17 protein-coding genes and 1 tRNA gene are annotated in these 18,786 nt (G+C 67.7%); 12 read left to right on the forward strand and 6 right to left on the reverse strand.

Annotated features, from left to right (window positions below):
• The first annotated feature begins 109 nt into the window (after window positions 1-109).
• From RQG77_RS07725 to RQG77_RS07735, 3 genes are read left to right on the forward strand one after another with little or no spacing between them, the layout of a single operon-like run.
• Window positions 110-700 (forward strand): molybdopterin-dependent oxidoreductase, encoded by a 591-nt coding sequence (locus RQG77_RS07725; protein WP_311244216.1) that lies wholly within the window; start codon window positions 110-112, stop codon window positions 698-700.
• Complete coding sequence (locus RQG77_RS07730; protein ID WP_311244217.1) at window positions 697-1,422, forward strand: ferredoxin reductase; 726 nt, start codon at window positions 697-699, stop codon at window positions 1,420-1,422. Before RQG77_RS07725 ends, RQG77_RS07730 begins: the two co-directional genes overlap by 4 nt.
• Window positions 1,422-1,754: a DUF6510 family protein gene (locus RQG77_RS07735; RefSeq protein WP_311244218.1), complete on the forward strand. Its 333-nt coding sequence runs from the start codon at window positions 1,422-1,424 to the stop codon at window positions 1,752-1,754. The genes RQG77_RS07730 and RQG77_RS07735 overlap by 1 nt, the downstream gene beginning before the upstream one ends.
• Here RQG77_RS07735 and RQG77_RS07740 read toward each other — a convergent pair.
• From RQG77_RS07740 to RQG77_RS07750, 3 genes are all read right to left on the reverse strand, one after another.
• Window positions 1,706-1,840, reverse strand: coding sequence for a methionine/alanine import family NSS transporter small subunit (locus RQG77_RS07740; RefSeq protein WP_311244219.1), 135 nt, complete (start codon window positions 1,838-1,840; stop codon window positions 1,706-1,708). The genes RQG77_RS07735 and RQG77_RS07740 overlap by 49 nt on opposite strands.
• The gene (locus tag RQG77_RS07745; RefSeq protein ID WP_311244220.1) at window positions 1,837-3,474 is read right to left on the reverse strand and encodes a sodium-dependent transporter; all 1,638 of its coding nucleotides are present in this window, start codon (window positions 3,472-3,474) and stop codon (window positions 1,837-1,839) included. Before RQG77_RS07745 ends, RQG77_RS07740 begins: the two co-directional genes overlap by 4 nt.
• A 163-nt stretch (window positions 3,475-3,637) precedes the next feature.
• Window positions 3,638-3,710, reverse strand: a tRNA-Val gene (locus tag RQG77_RS07750).
• 154 nt (window positions 3,711-3,864) lie between these two features.
• Here RQG77_RS07750 and aceE point away from each other — a divergent pair.
• The 6 genes from aceE to RQG77_RS07780 all read left to right on the forward strand — a co-directional run bounded on the left by aceE (window position 3,865) and on the right by RQG77_RS07780 (window position 11,499).
• Complete coding sequence (gene aceE, locus RQG77_RS07755; protein WP_311244221.1) at window positions 3,865-6,591, forward strand: pyruvate dehydrogenase (acetyl-transferring), homodimeric type; 2,727 nt, start codon at window positions 3,865-3,867, stop codon at window positions 6,589-6,591.
• 31 nt (window positions 6,592-6,622) lie between these two features.
• Window positions 6,623-7,828, forward strand: a complete 1,206-nt coding sequence (locus RQG77_RS07760; RefSeq protein ID WP_311244449.1) for a helix-turn-helix domain-containing protein — start codon at window positions 6,623-6,625, stop codon at window positions 7,826-7,828.
• A gap of 105 nt (window positions 7,829-7,933) precedes the next feature.
• Window positions 7,934-8,854, forward strand: coding sequence for an ACP S-malonyltransferase (locus RQG77_RS07765; protein ID WP_311244222.1), 921 nt, complete (start codon window positions 7,934-7,936; stop codon window positions 8,852-8,854).
• Entirely contained in the window at window positions 8,851-9,852 is a 1,002-nt protein-coding gene (locus RQG77_RS07770) for a beta-ketoacyl-ACP synthase III (RefSeq protein WP_311244223.1), read from the forward strand. Before RQG77_RS07765 ends, RQG77_RS07770 begins: the two co-directional genes overlap by 4 nt.
• Window positions 9,853-9,921: 69 nt before the next feature.
• Window positions 9,922-10,170, forward strand: coding sequence for an acyl carrier protein (locus RQG77_RS07775; RefSeq protein ID WP_017202249.1), 249 nt, complete (start codon window positions 9,922-9,924; stop codon window positions 10,168-10,170).
• Window positions 10,171-10,260: 90 nt separating this feature from the next.
• On the forward strand, window positions 10,261-11,499 hold the full coding sequence (locus tag RQG77_RS07780; RefSeq protein WP_056307355.1) for a beta-ketoacyl synthase: 1,239 nt from the start codon (window positions 10,261-10,263) through the stop codon (window positions 11,497-11,499).
• Between the two features lie 68 nt (window positions 11,500-11,567).
• Here RQG77_RS07780 and RQG77_RS07785 read toward each other — a convergent pair whose 3' ends face one another.
• Window positions 11,568-12,224 (reverse strand): hypothetical protein, encoded by a 657-nt coding sequence (locus RQG77_RS07785; RefSeq protein WP_311244224.1) that lies wholly within the window; start codon window positions 12,222-12,224, stop codon window positions 11,568-11,570.
• Between the two features lie 95 nt (window positions 12,225-12,319).
• Here RQG77_RS07785 and RQG77_RS07790 point away from each other — a divergent pair, with 95 nt between their 5' ends.
• Entirely contained in the window at window positions 12,320-13,723 is a 1,404-nt protein-coding gene (locus RQG77_RS07790; RefSeq protein WP_311244225.1) for a PLP-dependent aminotransferase family protein, read from the forward strand.
• Between the two features lie 141 nt (window positions 13,724-13,864).
• Here RQG77_RS07790 and RQG77_RS07795 read toward each other — a convergent pair whose 3' ends face one another.
• Both RQG77_RS07795 and RQG77_RS07800 read right to left on the reverse strand, forming a co-directional pair.
• Window positions 13,865-14,368: a DUF3145 domain-containing protein gene (locus RQG77_RS07795; protein ID WP_311244226.1), complete on the reverse strand. Its 504-nt coding sequence runs from the start codon at window positions 14,366-14,368 to the stop codon at window positions 13,865-13,867.
• Between the two features lie 187 nt (window positions 14,369-14,555).
• The gene (locus RQG77_RS07800) at window positions 14,556-15,329 is read right to left on the reverse strand and encodes a hypothetical protein (protein WP_311244227.1); all 774 of its coding nucleotides are present in this window, start codon (window positions 15,327-15,329) and stop codon (window positions 14,556-14,558) included.
• Window positions 15,330-15,505: 176 nt separating this feature from the next.
• On the opposite strand from RQG77_RS07800, the gene RQG77_RS07805 reads away from it, so the two are divergent.
• Entirely contained in the window at window positions 15,506-17,509 is a 2,004-nt protein-coding gene (locus RQG77_RS07805) for a DUF262 domain-containing protein (RefSeq protein WP_311244228.1), read from the forward strand.
• A gap of 1 nt (window position 17,510) precedes the next feature.
• The gene (locus RQG77_RS07810; RefSeq protein WP_311244229.1) at window positions 17,511-18,758 is read left to right on the forward strand and encodes an alpha/beta fold hydrolase; all 1,248 of its coding nucleotides are present in this window, start codon (window positions 17,511-17,513) and stop codon (window positions 18,756-18,758) included.
• Window positions 18,759-18,786 lie beyond the last annotated feature (28 nt).

Here is an 18,786-nt window from a genome sequence, read left to right on the forward strand (position 1 = left end):
ACCGCCCATAGAATCAGGGCGACACGCGTGCATCAGGCTTCGACATGTGCAGGACGACTGTGGCCGAGCGATCGGGTGGAATGAGTTCGACCGACGAAAGAAGACGAACATGGCTGTGATCTCCCGCGGGTTCGGTACACGGCGCAGAGAGTCCGACGATCGACTCCCTCCCGGTCAGTACCTCACCGAAGACTTCCCCGTTCTCTCCGCAGGTCCCACCCCGCGCGTCTCCACAGACACGTGGGAGTTCGCGATCGTCGGGCTCGACGGCATCCGCCGCACCTGGTCGTGGGAGCAGCTGCACGAATTCCCGATCGATGACATCAGCACCGACATCCACTGCGTGACCCGCTGGTCGAAGCTGGGCACGCGGTGGCGCGGCGTCTCGCTCGACCATCTGCTGCAGGATGCCGGCGGCGGCGACTTCACTCGGGTCTTCTCGTACGGCGGCTACACCACCAATGTTCCACGGGCAGACCTGGCGGGCGGCAAGGCCTGGATCGCATTCGAGTTCGAGGGCGAGCCGCTCGCCGCCGAGCACGGCGGACCCGCGCGCCTGCTCGTCCCCCATCTCTACTTCTGGAAGTCCGCGAAGTGGGTGCACGGACTGGACATGCTGGAGCACGACGAACCGGGGTTCTGGGAGCAGAACGGCTACAACATGTACGGCGATCCCTGGAAAGAGGAGCGGTACTGGTGACGACCTCATCACCGTGGCTGGTCGCTCGAGTCGTCGAGACCCGACCGGCGACGCCGCACGGTCGGGTTCTTCACCTTCGAGTCGCCGGCTGGCCGGGCAACCTCGCGGGGCAGCACGTCGATGTGCGCCTCACGGCCGAAGACGGCTACCAGGCCGTTCGCTCGTACTCCCTCGCCTCCTCGGGAGACTCCGAGATCCTCGAGCTCGCCGTCGACGAGCTCCCTAACGGGGAGGTCTCTCCCTACCTCGTCGAAGACGTGCTCCCCGGCGACGAGCTGGAAGTGCGCGGCCCCATCGGCGCCTACTTCGTGTGGACTCCCGAGCGTGCGGAGCCGGTGCAGCTCATCGCCGGCGGATCGGGCATCGTCCCACTCGTCGCGATGGCGCGGGTGCACGCTCTCGCTGCAGGCACCGTGCCGATGCGACTGCTGTATTCGGTCCGCTCGCAGGACGACGCGTTCTACGCCGATGAGCTGATCGGCCTCGAACGCGATGCCTTCACCGTCGATTGGGCCTACACCCGTTCCGCACCGCCGGGCGTCCTCCGCCCGGCAGGACGAGTGGATGCGGCGACGATCGCCGCATCCACGATTCCCGCGGCCGAGCATCCGTCGGTGTACGTGTGCGGACCGACCGGCTTCGTCGAGGCCGTCGCCGACCTGCTCGTCGCGGCAGGGCACTCCCCCGACCGCATCCGCACTGAACGCTTCGGAGGTGCCTGATGAACACCACCCACCCGGGTCATCACCACAGGGTCGACGGCAACGCCGCCGGAGGCCTCCTGCTCGAGATCTTCGGCAGAGACATGACGGCCGCACGCGCGACGTGCCGACACTGCGCGCATGAGGCAGCGCTGGCCGATGCCGTCGCCGAGCTCGACGACGCCGGAGTGATCCTTCTCTGCCGCGGATGCCGCCACACCCTGCTGACCTGTCTGACGCTCGACGGGGCGCATACCCTGGCGATCGGCACACTGACTCGGCTGCGATGGGCTGCCCTCGACGGTCAGAGCTCCACAGGCGGTGCGGGCTCCGAGTCCGCAGCCTCCGGATGACGCGCGAGGTTGACGATCGCGGCGATGAGGCCGCCCCAGATCGTCGCCATCGCGATGATCATCATGACGATCGCTGTCGCGGTCATGCGCCCGCTCCCTTCTCCGTCGCGCCCGGTTCCGAGGTCGTGATCAGCGGGATCGACGACGTCTCGGCATCCGGTTCATAGTCTTCCTCGGTGAGGAACTCGTCGTACTCGGGATCGTCCTTCGCGTGCGAGCGGCCGCTCCAGGGCAGTGCCGACAGCAGCAGTGCGATCACGACGAGCGCGATGACCATGCCCCACCCGAAGACGGCGAGGAACCACCCGGGGTAGCCGCCGTACGGTTCGGAGATCTTCGAGATCAGCTCGGTGACGAGCAGGTAGCCGAGCACCAGCGGCGCGAGCGCGCCCACGAGAAGCATCCAGAACCGGCCGACCCGGAAGCTCGACCGACGATCGAGATGATCGACCAGGGCCGGCAGCTTGTGAAGCAGCCAGGCCACGACGACCACCGCGACGAGAGCGACCGCCATGATGCCGAACGCGTTGACGAATGCATCCGCCGTGTCGAGCACCGACAGTGCCGTGGTCGTCGAGAACAGCGCCATCGAGACGATCGCGAGCGGGATCGAGACCGTCAGGGTCGTGCGGATGCGAGCCCAGCCGAGCTTGTCCTGCAGAGCGGCGACGATCACCTCGAGGATCGAGATGAGCGAGGTGACACCCGCGAACACCAGCGCCCCGAAGAAGAGGACCCCGATGATCGAGCCGCCCGCCGCTTGAGAGACGATCGTCGGGAAGGCGATGAACGCCAGCCCGATGCCCGACGACGCCACCCCTGCCACCTCGGTGCCCTGCGCCTGCGCCATGAAGCCGAGGGCTGCGAACACCCCGATGCCGGCGAGGATCTCGAACCCGGAGTTCGCGAACGCGACGACCAGGCCGGAACCGGTGAGGTCGGTCTTGCGCTTGAGGTACGACGAATAGGTCACCATGATGCCGAAGGCGACCGACAGCGAGAAGAAGATGTGGCCGTAGGCCGAGGCCCAGACGGCGGGGTCTGCCAGCGCCTCCCAATTCGGCGTGAAGAAGGCGTTGAGTCCGTCCATCGCGCCGGGCAGGAACAGCGACTGCACGACGAGGATCGCGAACATCACCGTCAGCAGGGGCATCAGGATCATGTTCGCCCGGCCGATGCCGCGCTTCACTCCGAGCGCCATGATCACGATGACGATCAGCCAGACCACCACGAGCGGGATGCCGACCTGCGGCACGAACTCGGTCGAGATGCCCGTCTCAGCGACGTCCGCCGAGCGCAGGAAGTCGATGAAGAAGAAGTCGTTCTCGTTGCCGGGGCCCCACGTCAGCTGCGCCGAGAACCAGGTGTACATCGCCGCCCACGCGATGATCACCGCGTAGTAGACCGCGATGACCACGCAGATGAGCACCTGCCACCAGCCGAGCGGCTCGGCCCTGCGGTGCATCCGTCGGAAGGCCAGCGGAGCGGATCCGCGGAATCGGTGGCCGATGGCGTAGTCGAAGAAGAGCAGCGGGATGCCCGCGGTCAGCAGAGCGCACAGGTACGGGATGAGGAACGCACCGCCACCGCCCTCATACGCCACGTACGGGAAGCGCCAGATGTTGCCCAACCCGACGGCAGAGCCGATCGCCGAGAGGATGAAGACGTTACGAGAGCCGAATGCCTCGCGTTTCGGGGTCTGCGTCGTTGCGGTGGCCATGCGCATGAGGATACCCGCCTTCGACGGCCCCGTCCTCGCTCCCCCGCGCAGCCACCCGCGATCCCAGACCACGACGGGTCCTGCTGCGAGGGTGCCGGCGGATCGGGATGTCCAGATCCCCGGGAACGCATGATCTGCGCGAGGATCTGACATGCAGTGACGGTGGGCCCTGCCGGGATCGAACCGACGACATCCACGGTGTAAACGTGGCGCTCTACCAGCTGAGCTAAAGGCCCTGGTGCGTCCCAGTCTACAGACGACCCGGTGCGCGCTGATGCCGTGGAAGGGGGATAGGGTGAGGGAGGCACGCGTTGTGCACAGCCGACAAGGCTGCCCGCGTCGCTTCCCGTTTCAATGGCATGACCTGCCAGCTTGACGAAAGGCTCCCCCGTGACTGTGCACGACCAGGATCCGTATTCCCAGGGCCCCCTCGACAGCGATCCGGAAGAGACGGGCGAGTGGCAGCAGTCGCTCGACGAGCTCGTCGACGCCAAGGGCCACGGTCGTGGCCGCGAGATCATGCTCAGCCTGCTCAAGCGCTCGAAGGAGCTGCACCTGGGCGTGCCGATGGTCCCGACCACCGACTACATCAACACGATCGCCGCCGAGAACGAGCCCGAGTTCCCGGGTGACGAAGAGATCGAGCGCCGCTACCGGGCGTGGATCCGCTGGAACGCCGCGATCACGGTGCACCGCGCGCAGCGCCCCGGCATCGGTGTCGGCGGCCACATCTCGACCTACGCGTCGTCGGCCGCGCTGTACGAGGTCGGCTTCAACCACTTCTTCAAGGGTGCAGACAACCCCGGCGGCGCCGACCAGATCTTCATCCAGGGCCACGCCTCCCCCGGAACCTACGCGCGTTCCTTCCTCGAGGGCCGCCTGAGCGAAGACCAGCTCGACGGCTTCCGCCAGGAGAAGTCGCACGCACCGCACGGCATCCCCTCGTACCCGCACCCGCGTCTGATGCCGGAGTACTGGCAGTTCCCGACGGTCTCGATGGGTCTCGGCCCGATCAACGCCATCTACCAGGCGATGTCGAACAAGTACCTCGAGAACCGCGGTATCAAGGACACCTCGCAGTCGCACGTCTGGGCATTCCTCGGCGACGGCGAGATGGACGAGGTCGAGAGCCGCGGCCAGCTGCAGGTCGCAGCCAACGAGGGCCTCGACAACCTCACGTTCATCGTCAATTGCAACCTGCAGCGCCTCGACGGCCCTGTGCGCGGCAACGGCAAGATCGTCCAGGAACTCGAGTCGTTCTTCCGCGGCGCCGGCTGGAACGTCATCAAGGTCGTCTGGGGTCGCGAATGGGACGACCTGCTCGCCCGCGACAGCGAGGGCGCGCTGCTCAACCTCATGAACGTCACCCCCGACGGCGACTACCAGACGTACAAGGCCGAGTCCGGCGCTTACGTCCGCGAGCACTTCTTCGGCCGCGACGAGCGCGCCGCAGCCCTCGTCAAGGACTACTCCGACGACGACATCTGGAACCTGAAGCGCGGTGGCCACGACTACCGCAAGGTCTACGCCGCGTTCAAGGCCGCGACCGAGCACAAGGGCAAGCCCACCGTCATCCTCGCGAAGACCGTCAAGGGCTACGGCCTCGGTCCGCACTTCGAAGGCCGCAACGCGACCCACCAGATGAAGAAGATGACGCTGGACAACCTCAAGACGTTCCGTGACGCGATGCACATCCCGATCACGGATTCGCAGCTCGAGGAGAACCCGTACCTGCCCCCTTACTACAACCCGGGCCCCCAGGACGAGACGATCCAGTACATGCTCGAGCGTCGCCAGGCTCTCGGAGGCTATCTGCCGGAGCGCCGTTCCACGCACGTCGGACTCTCGCTTCCCGACGACACCGCGTACGCGCTGCCCAAGAAGGGCTCAGGCACGCAGGAGATCGCCACGACCATGGCGTTCGTCCGTCTGCTGAAGGACCTGCTGCGCTCGAAGGACTTCGGCCACCGCATCGTCCCGATCATCCCCGACGAGGCTCGTACGTTCGGAATGGACGCGTACTTCCCGTCCGCGAAGATCTACAACCCGAACGGCCAGCACTACACATCGGTCGACCGTGAGCTCCTCCTCGCCTACAAGGAGAGCCCGCAGGGCCAGATCGTGCACGTCGGCATCAACGAGGCGGGCGCTCTCGCGGCGTTCACCGCAGCGGGCACCTCCTACGCCACGCACGGCGAGCCGCTGATCCCGATCTACCTCTTCTACTCGATGTTCGGATTCCAGCGCACCGGCGACGCTCAGTGGGCCGCCGGCGACCAGATGGCCCGAGGGTTCATCATGGGCGCGACGGCAGGCCGCACCACCCTCACGGGTGAGGGTCTGCAGCACGCCGACGGCCACTCGCACCTGCTCGCCGCCACCAACCCGGCGACGGTCTCGTACGACCCGGCTTACGGCTACGAGATCGCGCACATCATGCGCTCGGGTCTCGAGCGCATGTACGGCGGCGACCACGAAGACCCGAACGTCATGTACTACATCACGCTCTACAACGAGCCGATGGTGATGCCCGCCGAGCCGGAGAACGTCGACGTCGACGGCATCGTGCGCGGTATCCACCGCGTCTCGGTCGGCGAGGGCGAGGGCCCCCGTGCCCAGCTCTTCGCATCGGGCGTCGGACTCCCCTGGGCCCTCGAGGCGCAGCAGCTGCTGAAGAACGACTGGGGTGTGATCGCCGACGTCTGGTCGGTCACGTCCTGGACCGAGCTGCGCCGTGACGGCCTCGCCGCCGACGAGCACAACTTCCTGCACCCGGAAGAAGAGCCCCGCACCGCGTACCTCACGCAGAAGCTGCAGGGTGCCGAAGGTCCCGTCGTCGCCGTCAGCGACTTCATGCACGCCGTGCAGGACCAGATCCGCCCCTGGGTCCCGCAGCGTTTCGCGACGCTGGGTGCCGACGGATTCGGATTCTCCGACACGCGTGCAGCTGCGCGTCGCTTCTTCAAGATCGACGGTCCGTCGATCGTCGTCCGCACGCTGCAGTCGCTCGCCGAAGACGGGGTCGTCGACCGTTCTCTCGCCGCGCAGGCCATCCAGAAGTACAGCCTGCACGACGTGAACGCCGGCACCAGCGGCAACGCGGGCGGCGAAAGCTGAGCCATCGGTGACGGGTTCCTCTTCGCGCGGCATGGACAAGGCCGCCACGCTCACCTGGCTGCGCCGGATCTCCGGTGACATCGCCTCGGTGACGATCAAGCGCCTCGAGGACACCCTCCCCTGGTACGCCGACATGCCACCAGCCCGCCGCTCTGCGGTCGGGCTGGTGGCTCAGGCCGGCATCACCTCCTTCATCCAGTGGTACGAGGATCCGACCTCGACCCCCTGGATCGCCGCGGACATCTTCGCCGCGGCACCACGCGAGCTTCTGCGCAGCGTCAGCCTGCAGCAGACGTTGCAGCTCATCCGCGTCACTGTCGAGGTGACGGAGGAGCGGGTCGCCGGTCGAGGCAACGATCTTCGCGAAGCGATCCTGCTGTACTCGCGCGACGTCGCCTTCGCCGCCGCGGACGTCTACGCCCGCGCCGCCGAGGCCCGTGGACTGTGGGATGCGCGACTCGAAGCTCTCGTGGTCGACTCGATCCTCACGGGTGAAGCCGATGAAGAGCTGCCGAGCCGGATCGCCGCACTCGGCTGGCACGGCCACGGCGAGGTCGCGGTGCTGGTCGGCACGACTCCTCCGCAGTTCGACGTCGACCTCGTGCGCCGCACGGCGCGCAAGCTCGCGGTGGACGTCCTCATCGGGGTACAGGGCTCACGGCTCGTGCTCGTCATCGGTCGCGCACGCATCGCCGGACAAGAACTCGACGAGGGCGAAGAGGAAGAACTCGGATTCGAGGAGATCGCGTCCCGTCTCGAGCCCTCGTTCGGTCCCGGATACGTCGTCCTCGGCCCTGCCGTCGCCGCGCTCGTCGACGCGAGCCAAAGCGCACGCGCCGCACTCGCAGGTTTCGCCGTCGCGCGCGCCTGGCGCAGCGCGCCGCGGCCTGTCGACGCAGACGACCTCCTGCCCGAGCGCGCACTCGCGGGCGATCCCCTCGCGAAGCAGACGCTGATCGAGCGCATCTATCGCCCGCTGCAGGCGCACTCGACCGATCTCGTCACGACGCTGTGGAGCTACCTCGACAACGGCCGATCACTCGAGGCCACCGCACGCGAGCTGTTCGTGCACCCCAACACGGTCCGCTACCGCCTGAAACGCGTCAGCGAGGTCATCGGCTGGGATGCCACGGGTCCGCGCGAGGCGCTGATCCTGCAGACGGCGCTCATCCTCGGCTCGATCGGCGCGGCCGATCAGGTCCGCCGTCGCCCGCCGCTGCGTCGCCCCTCGCGCTGATCAAGGCGGCAGACACCGAACTGCTGTACGCCACACACAAGGGTTCTTCGGAATGTTGTGATGAATCATCCACCACTTCCGGCGGATCGTTGGCAGACTGGGGTGGTGATTGTCGTCGTATGCCCTGGACAGGGCTCGCAGACCCCCGGTTTCCTCTCCCCCTGGCTAGAGCTGGAAGGCGTGACGGAGGCCCTCGCCGCCTACTCCGAAGCCGCGGAGGTCGACCTCCAGCAGCACGGGACGGTGTCGGATGCCGACACGATCCGTGACACGCGCGTCGCCCAGCCGCTGATCGTCGCCGCGTCGCTCATCGCCGCGAACGCCCTGACTGCCCGCGCGGGCCGCCGTGCAGACGGCGTCGCCGGCCACTCGGTCGGTGAGATCGCCGCACTCGTGGGCAGCGGTGTGCTCGACGCCGAGACCGGGATGCGGCTCGTCGGCATCCGCGGTCGTGCGATGGCCGATGCCGCAGCACAGACCCCGACCGGCATGAGCGCAGTGCTCGGAGGAGACGAGGAGACGATCCTCACGCGCCTGAGCGAGCTCGGCCTCTCCCCCGCCAACTACAACGGAGGTGGTCAGCTCGTCGTGGCCGGCGAGCTCGCAGGGCTCGACGCCCTCGCCACCGAGCCGGTCAAGGGCACCCGCGTCATCCCCCTTCAGGTGGCCGGCGCGTTCCACACGTCGTTCATGGGATCGGCTGTCGCCGCCCTGCGCGACGCCGTGTCGACCGTGACCCCCTCCGACCCCGACCTCACGCTGTGGACCAACCGCGACGGTTCGGTCGTCACCGAGGGCGCGAAGGCGCTGAGCTACCTCGTCGATCAGGTCTCCTCGCCCGTGCGGTGGGATCTGTGCATGGCCTCCTTCGCCGATCAGGGCATCACCGGCCTGATCGAGCTCGCTCCTGCGGGTGCGCTGACCGGGCTCGCCAAGCGCGGCCTGCGCGGCGTGCCGACAGTCGCCGTCAAGACCCCCGATGACCTCGATGCGGCCGTCGCGCTGCTGAACGGAGAAGCCGCATGAGCCCCACCCTGAACCAGGTCACCGGTCCCGCGTACACCCGGATCTACTCCTACGGGGCCGCGCGCGGCGAGAACGCGGTACCGAACGACGACCTCATCGGCCCGATCGATTCGAGCGACGAGTGGATCCGCCAGCGCACCGGCATCGTGACCCGCGTGCGGGCCGACAAGGGCACGGATGCGATCGATCTCGCGACCACCGCTGCCGCCGAGGCGATCGAGAAGTCCGGCATCTCGGCCGACCAGGTCGATCTCGTCATCGTCGCCACCATCAGCAACCCCAAGCAGTCGCCCTCGGTATCCGCGATCGTCGCCGACCGCGTGGGCGCGAACCCGGCAGCCGCCTACGACATCAACGCCGCGTGCGCCGGATACGCCTACGCCGTCACGCAGGCCGATGCACTGATCCGATCGGGCGCCGCGCGCTACGCCCTCGTGATCGGCACCGAGAAGCTCTCGGACATCGTCGACCCCGCCGACCGCAGCATCTCGTTCCTGCTCGGCGACGGCGCGGGCGCGGCACTCATCGGCCCGAGCGACACGCCGGGCATCGCGCCTGCGGTGTGGGGTTCCGACGGATCGAAGGCCGACGCGGTCGGCATGAACGGCACTCTCACCGAGTTCCGCGACGGCGAGGTGCCGTGGCCGACGCTGCGCCAGGAGGGCCAGACGGTCTTCCGCTGGGCGGTGTGGGAGATGGCCAAGGTCGCTCGCGAGGCTCTCGATCGGGCTGGCGTCGAACCGACCGACATCGCCGCGTTCATCCCGCACCAGGCGAACATGCGCATCATCGACGAGTTCGCCAAGCAGCTCAAGCTGCCGGAGTCCACAGTCATCGCGCGCGACATCGAGACGACCGGCAACACCTCGGCTGCGTCGATCCCGCTCGCCAGCCACCGCCTCATGGCCGAGCACCCCGAGCTCTCGGGCGGCCTCGCGCTGCAGATCGGCTTCGGCGCGGGCCTCGTGTTCGCCGCTCAGGTCGTCGTCCTCCCCTGAGAACGCGCCGACCTTCCCTAGACTGTTCCACGGTTCCGATATACAACCCGTAAGAAAGAGGAAGACCACATGGCTTTCACCAACGATGAGGTCCTCGCTGGCCTCGCAGAGCTGATCACCGACGAGACCGGCATCAACGCCTCCGAGGTCGCCCTCGAGAAGTCGTTCACCGACGACCTCGACATCGACTCGATCTCGATGATGACGATCGTCGTCAACGCCGAGGAGAAGTTCGGCGTCACCATCCCCGACGACGAGGTCAAGAACCTCAAGACCGTCGGAGACGCCGTCAACTTCATCGTCGCCGGCCAGGAGTAATCCACGCAGGATGCCACCCCCGCGTATGCGGGGCGTGGCATCCTCCGCCTTGCCCGCCTTCTGCTCGACCCGCCTGACAAGGAACCACACATGACCAAGCGCATCGTCGTCACCGGCATCGGCGCCACGTCCGCCATCGGCGGGACAGCTCCCGACAACTGGACCAACCTGCTTGCAGGACAGTCCGGAACCCGCACCCTCGAACACGACTGGGTTCAGCAGTACGAGCTGCCCGTCACCTTCGCCGCCGAGGCGATCGTCCGCCCCGAAGAGGTCCTGCCCCGCCACGAGGCGAAGCGGCTCGACCCCTCCTCTCAGTTCGCCCTCATCGCTGCGCGCGAGGCCTGGGCGGATGCAGGTTCCCCCGAGGTCGCTCCCGAGCGCCTCGGCGTCGACTTCGCCACCGGCATCGGCGGCCTGTGGACCCTCCTCGACGCGTGGGACACTCTGCGCGAGAAGGGCCCCCGCCGCGTGATGCCGCTGACCGTGCCGATGCTGATGCCGAACGCCGCAGCCGGCAACCTGTCGCTGCAGTTCCAGGCTCGCGCCTACGCCCAGACCGTCGTGAGCGCGTGCGCCTCCAGCACCGAATCGATCATCCACGCGTTCCACCACCTGCAGGACGGTCTCGCGGACGTCGTGATCGCGGGTGGCACCGAATCGGCGATCCACCCGATCACCATGGCCTCCTTCGCATCGGCGCAGGCGCTGTCACGCCGCAACGACGACCCTGCCACCGCATCCCGCCCCGGCGCGATCGACCGCGACGGCTTCGTCATGGGCGAGGGTGCCGCGGTGCTGATCCTCGAGACCGAGGAGCACGCCAAGGCTCGCGGCGCCAAGATCTACGGCTACGTCCTCGGCGGTGGAGTGACCGCCGACGCCTACCACATCACGGGCAACGACCCCGAGGGCAACGGGGCGGCACGCGCTGTCACCCAGGCCCTCGAGGAGGCCGGCATCACCGCCGACCAGGTCGCTCACATCAACGCTCACGCGACGTCGACCCCGGTAGGCGACCCGAACGAGTACGTCGCGCTCAAGAAGGTCTTCGGCGACCGCATCGACGAGATCCCGGTGTCGGCCACGAAGGCATCCACCGGTCACCTGCTCGGTGGTACGGGAGCCCTCGAGGCGATCTTCTCGCTCCTCGCGCTTCGCGACCGCGTCGCTCCGCCGACGATCAACATGACCGAGCCCGACCCGGCCGTGCCGTTCAAGCTCTCGGGCGAGGCGCAGCCCCTCGGCGACGGCAAGCTCTACGCGATCAGCAACTCGTTCGGCTTCGGCGGTCACAATGCCGTCGCGGTCTTCGCGAGCGTCGACTGACTCGCAACCGCAGAGAGAACGGCCCCCGGGTGATCCCGGGGGCCGTTCTCCTCTTCCGGCAGATGGGACTATGCCCGGGCGAGCTGCCGCGAACGGGCTGCCCGCAGACGCGTGGTCCAGGGCAGGAACCAGCCCACGAGCGGCCCGACCCCGAAGGCGAAGAGCACAGTTCCCACGCCGACCGGCCCTCCGAGGAGGAAGCCGATCAGCAGCACGCTGCCCTCGATCAGGGTGCGCACCAGCCAGACGGGCCGACCTGTGCGCGCCACGAGTCCGGTCATGAGTCCGTCCCGCGGTCCTGGGCCGAAGTCCGCGGCGATGTAGAGGCCCGTCGCGAACGCGAGCAGGAGCAGCCCCGCCACGAACATCGGCGCGCCGATCCAGATCGACGAGGGTTCGGGGATCACGAAGAGGGCCAGGTCGGCACTCGGGCCCACGAGCAGGGCGTTCAGCAGCGTGCCAAGGCCGACGCGCTGGCGGAGCGGGATCCACAGCACCAGCACGAGCACCGACACGAGCACGGTGACGACGCCGTACCCGATGCCCGTCTGCCCGGAGATCCCCAGCGCGAGCACGTCCCACGGTGCGACACCGATGCCGCCACGCACCATCAGACCGAGGGCCACGCCGTAGAGGAACAGGCCCGCCAGCAGCTGGACGATGCGCTCGACGACGTCGCGTCGGCTGGTGGCCGTGATCGGGAGGAAGACGGAACGGAGGTGCATTGTTCCATCGTGGCCCCGCTGCTCTGCGTGATGCCGAGGCCACTCGGTGAAAAGTGGCCTGCTGTGACGAGTCCACTTTGCGGCATGCTGGAGTGATGACATCACGACTCGTCGAGCATCTCGGCGCGCAGAACGTCGCCGGCGCCACTGCCGCCTCACTGGCCGAGCAGATCCGCGCTCTGATCCTCGACGGTCGGCTGACCGTCGGAGAGCGACTGCCCAGCGAGCGTGCCCTCGCGCTCGAGTTGCGCCGCTCACGGTCGACGACAACGCGCGTGTACGGGCTCCTCGAAGGTGACGGCTACGTGTCCCGTGTGCACGGCGGCGGCACACGAGTCACCCTTCCGCACTCCACACGCGCCTCCACGAGCACGGACGACGACGACGCCATCGACCTCTCCATCGCCTCGATGGACTCGACGCCGGGGCTCTACGACGCCACCGTGAGGTCGCTCCCCCGGCTCGCCGCTCTCCGAGGCACGAGCGGCTATTCGCTGCGGGGACTCCCCGAACTGCGCGAGGCGGTCGCGCGCCGCTTCACCGAACGCGGAGTCGAGACAAATGCCGACGAGATCATCATCACGTCGGGCGCGCTCAATGCGTTCCACCTCGTCCTCGCCACGATCGGCCGACGGGGAGAACGAGCCCTGGTCGAGCAGCCGACGTTCCCCCACGCTCTCGAGGCCCTGCACCGGCACGGGTACCGACTGCTCCCCACCCCGGTGGACGTCACAGGATGGGACGAGCGCCACCTCAGCGACACTCTCCTGCGCAGCCGCCCGCACGTCGCGTACCTCATCCCCGATTTCCACAACCCGACCGGGGCGACTCTGAGCGACGCCGAGCGCTCCCGCATCGCGACGACCGCGCGGAACGCCGGTACGCACGTGATCGTCGACGAGACCACCGCCGAGCTCGACATCGACCGAGGATGGTCGCCGTTGCCGATGGCCGCCTACAGTCCGCAGATCATCACGGTCGGGTCGATGTCCAAGATCGCCTGGGGCGGGCTCCGCATCGGATGGATCCGCGCCGAGCGCTCACTCATCACCCGGCTACTCGCCACCCGGCCCTCCTTCGAACTGGGCACAGCGCTCCTCGAGCAGTGCATCGCGGTCGAGCTGCTCCAGGACATGCCGGCGCTCACCGCTCATGTCACGACAAGGCTGCAGGCGGGGCGAGAAGCAGTCGCGGAGGGCCTCGCATCCATCGGTGGACTGTCGATGCCACCGGCGCCCGGCGGTCTCTCCGCCTGGCTCGATCTCGGCGCGCCGATATCGACGGCGCTCTCTCTCGCCGCACGCGACCACCGGCTCGTCCTGCCGCCGGGGCCGCGATTCTCGACCGGAGGAGTGTTGGAGCGACGCCTGCGCATCCCCATCACGCTGCCGCCGGAGCGCACGGCCGATGCGATGGGACGACTGCAACTCGCCTGGAACGACGTGATGGTCGGCGGATCATCCGCGCTTCGGGAGATGCCGAGCACCGCCGTCATCTGAGCGCAGACGAGGACCCCGTCCCTGATCCAGGGGCGGGGTCCTCGTCGTGTGGAACAGGGATTCGCCTTCTCAGCGTCCGGGATCACTCACCGGCATCCGATACTCGCGCCTTCCCGCTCCAGGTCTGTGCGGTGTCGTCGATTAGCCCACCTTGTGGAGCCAGACGACCCTGGCGTCGTCGCTCGCGTGGCGGAAGGGCTCGAGCTCCTCGTCCCAGGCCGAGCCGAGTGCGACGTCGAGTTCACGCTGTAGCTCGGTCGCACTGCCGGCGGCGATCTCCATCGCGTAGCGGATGCGATCCTCGCCGATGACGATGTTGCCCGCGGCATCCGTCTGCGCATAGTGGATCCCGAGATCCGGAGTGTGCAGCCAGCGTCCGCCGTCGCTGCCGGGGGTGGGATCCTCTGTCACCTCGAAGCGGAGGTGCTCCCAGCCGCGGATCGCGGTGGCGAGAGCCGCACCGGTGCCGACCGGGCCGTCCCAGTAGAACTCGGCACGGCGTGCACCGTCGAGCACCGGCTGGTCGCTCCAGTCGAAGTTCACCGCGCGACCGATGGCGCGTCCTACCGCCCATTCCAGGTGCGGGCAGAGCGCGCGGGGTGCAGAGTGGACGAAAACCACTCCGCGTGCGTAAGCCGTCGCCATGATCTCTCCGTTTCATCAGGTGCGTCTTCCCCAACGACCTGAAACAACGAGAACTGGCGTGAATATGCGGTTATGGGGCCATTCTCGCCCAGACCAGGCGAAATCACAAGCATGTGATTCCACGAAGAAGGCCCCGGTCGCGAGGACCGGGGCCTTCGGACCGTCGCCGGTCCTGATCGAATGAGGCTCAGGCCTCGCTCATCGCCTGCTTGACCTGCTGGCCCTTGGCCGCGTAGTACGCGGCACGGGCGGCGTCACGACGAGCCTGCTCGGCGTAGCCGGCCTCGAGCACGTCCTGCGGGACCTCGACGTTCGGCACATCCTGGGTGCCGTTGTACTTCTCGATGTAGGCGTCGAGCTCGGGGCCCGACGTCCACGACGTGATGAGGCAGTAGCGGGGCTCGGTGCCGACGTGGGTCGCCGCGTGCCACAGACGCTGCGTGTCGACGATCAGCTGCGCTCCGGCCGGCAGAGCGATGCGGTACTCGATGCTCGGGTCGGTGCGGTTCTCGCGGAGGACGAAGAAGCTGTCCTTGTCGTCGCTGAGGTTGAAGAAGCCGCGCACGACCCAGCCGGTGCCGTCGGGGTTCAGACGGTTGTTGTCGTCCTGGTGGAGGTTGTACAGGCACTCGCCGTACGGGGTCGGCTGCAGCTCGATCACGCGGCAGCGACCGACGTTGGCACCCGGCTCCTGCGCACGACGCGTCAGGTTCGGAGCCTTGGAGGTCTGCTCGTCGATCCAGACGCCGTCCTTGTCGGTACGCGGCGGCTTGTGGTTCCAGAAGCCGTTGCACTCGATCTCGCCCTTGGCGCTGGCGAGAGGCGCGAACCGGGTGTCGCCCGACGACTTCCAGTCGTTGTACTCGATGTCGAGCCACTCCTTGGGGTCGAGCTCCTGGTTGTAGCTGTCGAGCACGACGAAGCCCTTGTCTTCGAGCGCGGCAGATTTGATGTATCCCATGATCTGAACCAGATCCTTTCATCGGGGGCCAGCACGTTTTAACAGGCCCTGATAAGGCAAGCCTAACAGGGCACCTCTGGAGCGCCGCAGAGGGTCGCCGTGAATAAGCGAATAGACTGAATCGGGTGCCTGGCGACTCCTCGGCGCCCGGCGTTACGGGAGGACGAGACACCAGCATGAGCACTGCGACCAACGTCGAGGCGACAGCTGTCAACACGATCGAGTGGCTCGCAGAGGACTCCACGACCATCGTCGTACCGGTGTATCAGCGTCAGTACCGATGGGACATCGGCGGATGCGAGCAGCTACTCTCGGACGTCCGAGCCGTCGCCCGCGAAGACGAGTCCCATCGCCACTTCATCGGTTCGATCCTGTCGGCCGCAGACGACTCCGACGCCGACACCGACCTCGTGCTGATCGACGGCCAGCAGCGCATCACGACGCTCATGCTGCTCGTCGCAGCACTGCGGCACGCGGTGCAGGACTCCTCCCCCGAGCTCGCCGCCGAACTCGATCGTGTTCTCGTGCGCCCGGACGACGCAACCCGCACCAAGCTGCGCCCGCACGACGCCTGGGCGGACCTGTACGAGTCTGTGGTGCTCGAGCGCGGCGACCAGGCTGACCGGGAGTCGCGCTTCGACGACAACTACGCCTTCTTCCGCAGCCAGGTGCACACCGACGAGGCTCCGATGATCTGGCGGGGGTTGCAGAGACTCGAGCACGTGTCGATCACCCTCGGCGCCGAGGCCAACGCCCAGCAGATCTTCGAGAGCCTCAACTCCACCGGCGAACCGCTGCGAGATCACGAGCTGATCCACAACTACATCCTGATGGGGCTCACCCACACCGAGCAGCTCGATGTCGAAGAGCGATTCTGGCTGCCGATCGAACAGCACACTAGTGAGACCATCGGCGCGTTCTGGCGGCACTACCTCGTCATGACCACGGGCCGCGAGGTCGCCGCCAACGGCGAGCACGGCGTGTACAGCGCGTTCCGGCATTCCTTCCCCCGCGTCGACCTCGACCACTTGCAGGCGGATGCCGAGGTGTGGCGGCACTATGCCGAGATCTACGGCATCCTGCTCGATCCCTCTCTCGAGAAGGACGCCGAGATCGCGCAGCAGCTGCGGTTCGTGAACACCTTCGGCCGTGCGTCGTATCCGCTGGTGCTGAGCGTGTACAGCGACCATTCGCGCGGACTCATCGCCCGCGACGAGCTCATCGAGACGCTCGAGTGGATCCAGACCATGTATCTGCGTCGCACGCTGGTGAACCTTCCCAACGAGCGGCTCGTCGCGCGTCTCTGCCGCGCCCGCTCCGACGGCCGAGACGCGCTGGCCCGGGCCTTCGCGCGCATCACTCCGTCTGACGAGCGCGTGAGTGCGGTGCTGAAGTACAGCGAGCTGCCGCATCCCGCCTATGTGCTCGGGCGTCTGGAGGGTGTCGACGACGCCGCCGACTTCGACGTCGAGCACATCGTTCCGACCGTTCCGAGCGACAGCTGGTCGGGCGACGGCGTGCGCCCCTGGATCGATTACTCGGATGACGAGCGCAACGCCCACAGGGCTCTCGCCCCCAGTCTCGGCAACCTCACCCTGCTCGAGCAGCACCTCGCGGAGCGCGTGTTCGGCGAGTCGTTCGCGGTCAAGCGCGACTCGGCGTATGCGCGCAGCACGGTCCCCGAGACCAGGATGCTCGAGCGCATCGAGACCTGGGGCACCGCCGCGATCTCCGAGCGGACGGTCCGCCTGACCGCCGATCTGCTGCGCATCTGGGCGCGCCCGGCCCTGCCCGAGATCGACGACGACGGATTGACGCCGATCCTCGACGCCGTCCGCCGACGTGGCTGGCCGGCGGGCTGGGAGCGGGAGTTCGACTACGTCGAGTACCGCGGCGAGCGGTGGGAGGTCTTCGACGTCCGATATCTCTTCAATCGCGTCTTCCGGCGCGCGTGGACCGACACGCGTGCTGCCGCCGTCTCGTACTGCGCCGCCCACGGCGGACCCATCTACGACGGGATGGCGTGGAAGGGCCAGTGGGACCAGCTAGACGAGTCGCACCACCTGTACATGGGGTGGGATTCGAACTACATGATGAACGCGGTGCAGGGCGTGCTCCAGGAGGCGGGCATCGCCTCCGAGGTGTTCGTCAAGTACTCCTATATCGGGAATGTGATGTGACATGACCACCACCATCCGTCGCCTGCTCGACCTCACCGTCGAGGAGCACACGCTCACCGTGCCGCTCGTATGGGGCGACCCAGCCGACACCCGTACGATCGATGTCTTCGCCCGTGTCGTCACACGCGAAGGAGGCGAGAGGCTTCCCTACCTCGTCTTCCTGCAGGGCGGCCCCGGGCACGAGGCGCCGCGCCCGTTCCACTCGTCCACCTCCCCCGCCTGGCTCGATGAGGCTCTCGCGCACTATCGGGTCGTGATGCTCGATCAGCGAGGCACCGGACTCTCGACGCCGGTCGGCGACGCCGACCTCGAACGCGGCTCCGCCGAGGTCGCCGAGTACCTCACCCATCTGCGCGCGGACTCGATCGTCCGCGACTGCGAGGCGATGCGCGAGCACCTCGCGGCCGAGACGTGGAGCGTGCTGGGACAGTCCTTCGGTGGCTTCACGACCCTGGCCTACCTGTCGACCGACGCGGACTCGATCGCCGACGTCTTCATCACGGGTGGGCTCAGCACCGTGAACCGGCACCCCGACGAGGTCTACGCGCTCTGCTATGACAAGATGCGCTCGGCCTCCGAGCGGTATTACCGCCGGTTCCCCGAGCACCGCGACGCCATGCGCCGCCTGGTCGAGCGGGCCGAGGCAGGCGACATCGTGCTCCCGGACGGCGAAGTGGTCTCCCCGTCACGACTGCGCTCCGTGGGTTCCGCCCTCGGCACGAACGACGGGTGGCAGACCGTGTGGTCGCTGCTCGAGCGCGATCCCGCGTCGAACGCCTTCCGGCACGACCTGATGCACGCGATGCCTTACGGCGGCCGCAACCCTCTCTACTTCGCCTTCCATGAGTCGAGCTACGCGAGCGGGCACGCGACACGGTGGTCGGCGGAGCGCACCGAGCCCCAGGACTTCCGCGATGACGTCACCCTGTTCACGGGCGAGCACATCCGGCGCGACTGGACCGAGACGGTGCCGGCGTTCCGGCCGTGGCGTGATGTCACGCTCGCGCTGGCGGAGTTCGAGTGGCCCCGGATCTACGACGAGGTCGCCGTCGCCACCTCCGGAGCGACAGGCGCCGCGGCGGTGTACGTGAACGACGTCTACGTGCCGATGGAGTTCTCACTCGAGACCGCTCGGCTGCTGCCCGGCGTGCAGCTCTGGGTGACCAGCGAGCACGAGCACAACGGCGTCCGCTCGGGCCCCGTGCTGACGCACCTCTTCGACCTCGCGCACGGCCGCCGCATCCGCTGAGACTCCTCTGTCGGAATCCTCCTGCAGA

It is taken from the genome of Microbacterium sp. WCS2018Hpa-23 (assembly GCF_031843845.1).
In the GTDB taxonomy this organism is placed as follows: Bacteria; Actinomycetota; Actinomycetes; order Actinomycetales; family Microbacteriaceae; genus Microbacterium.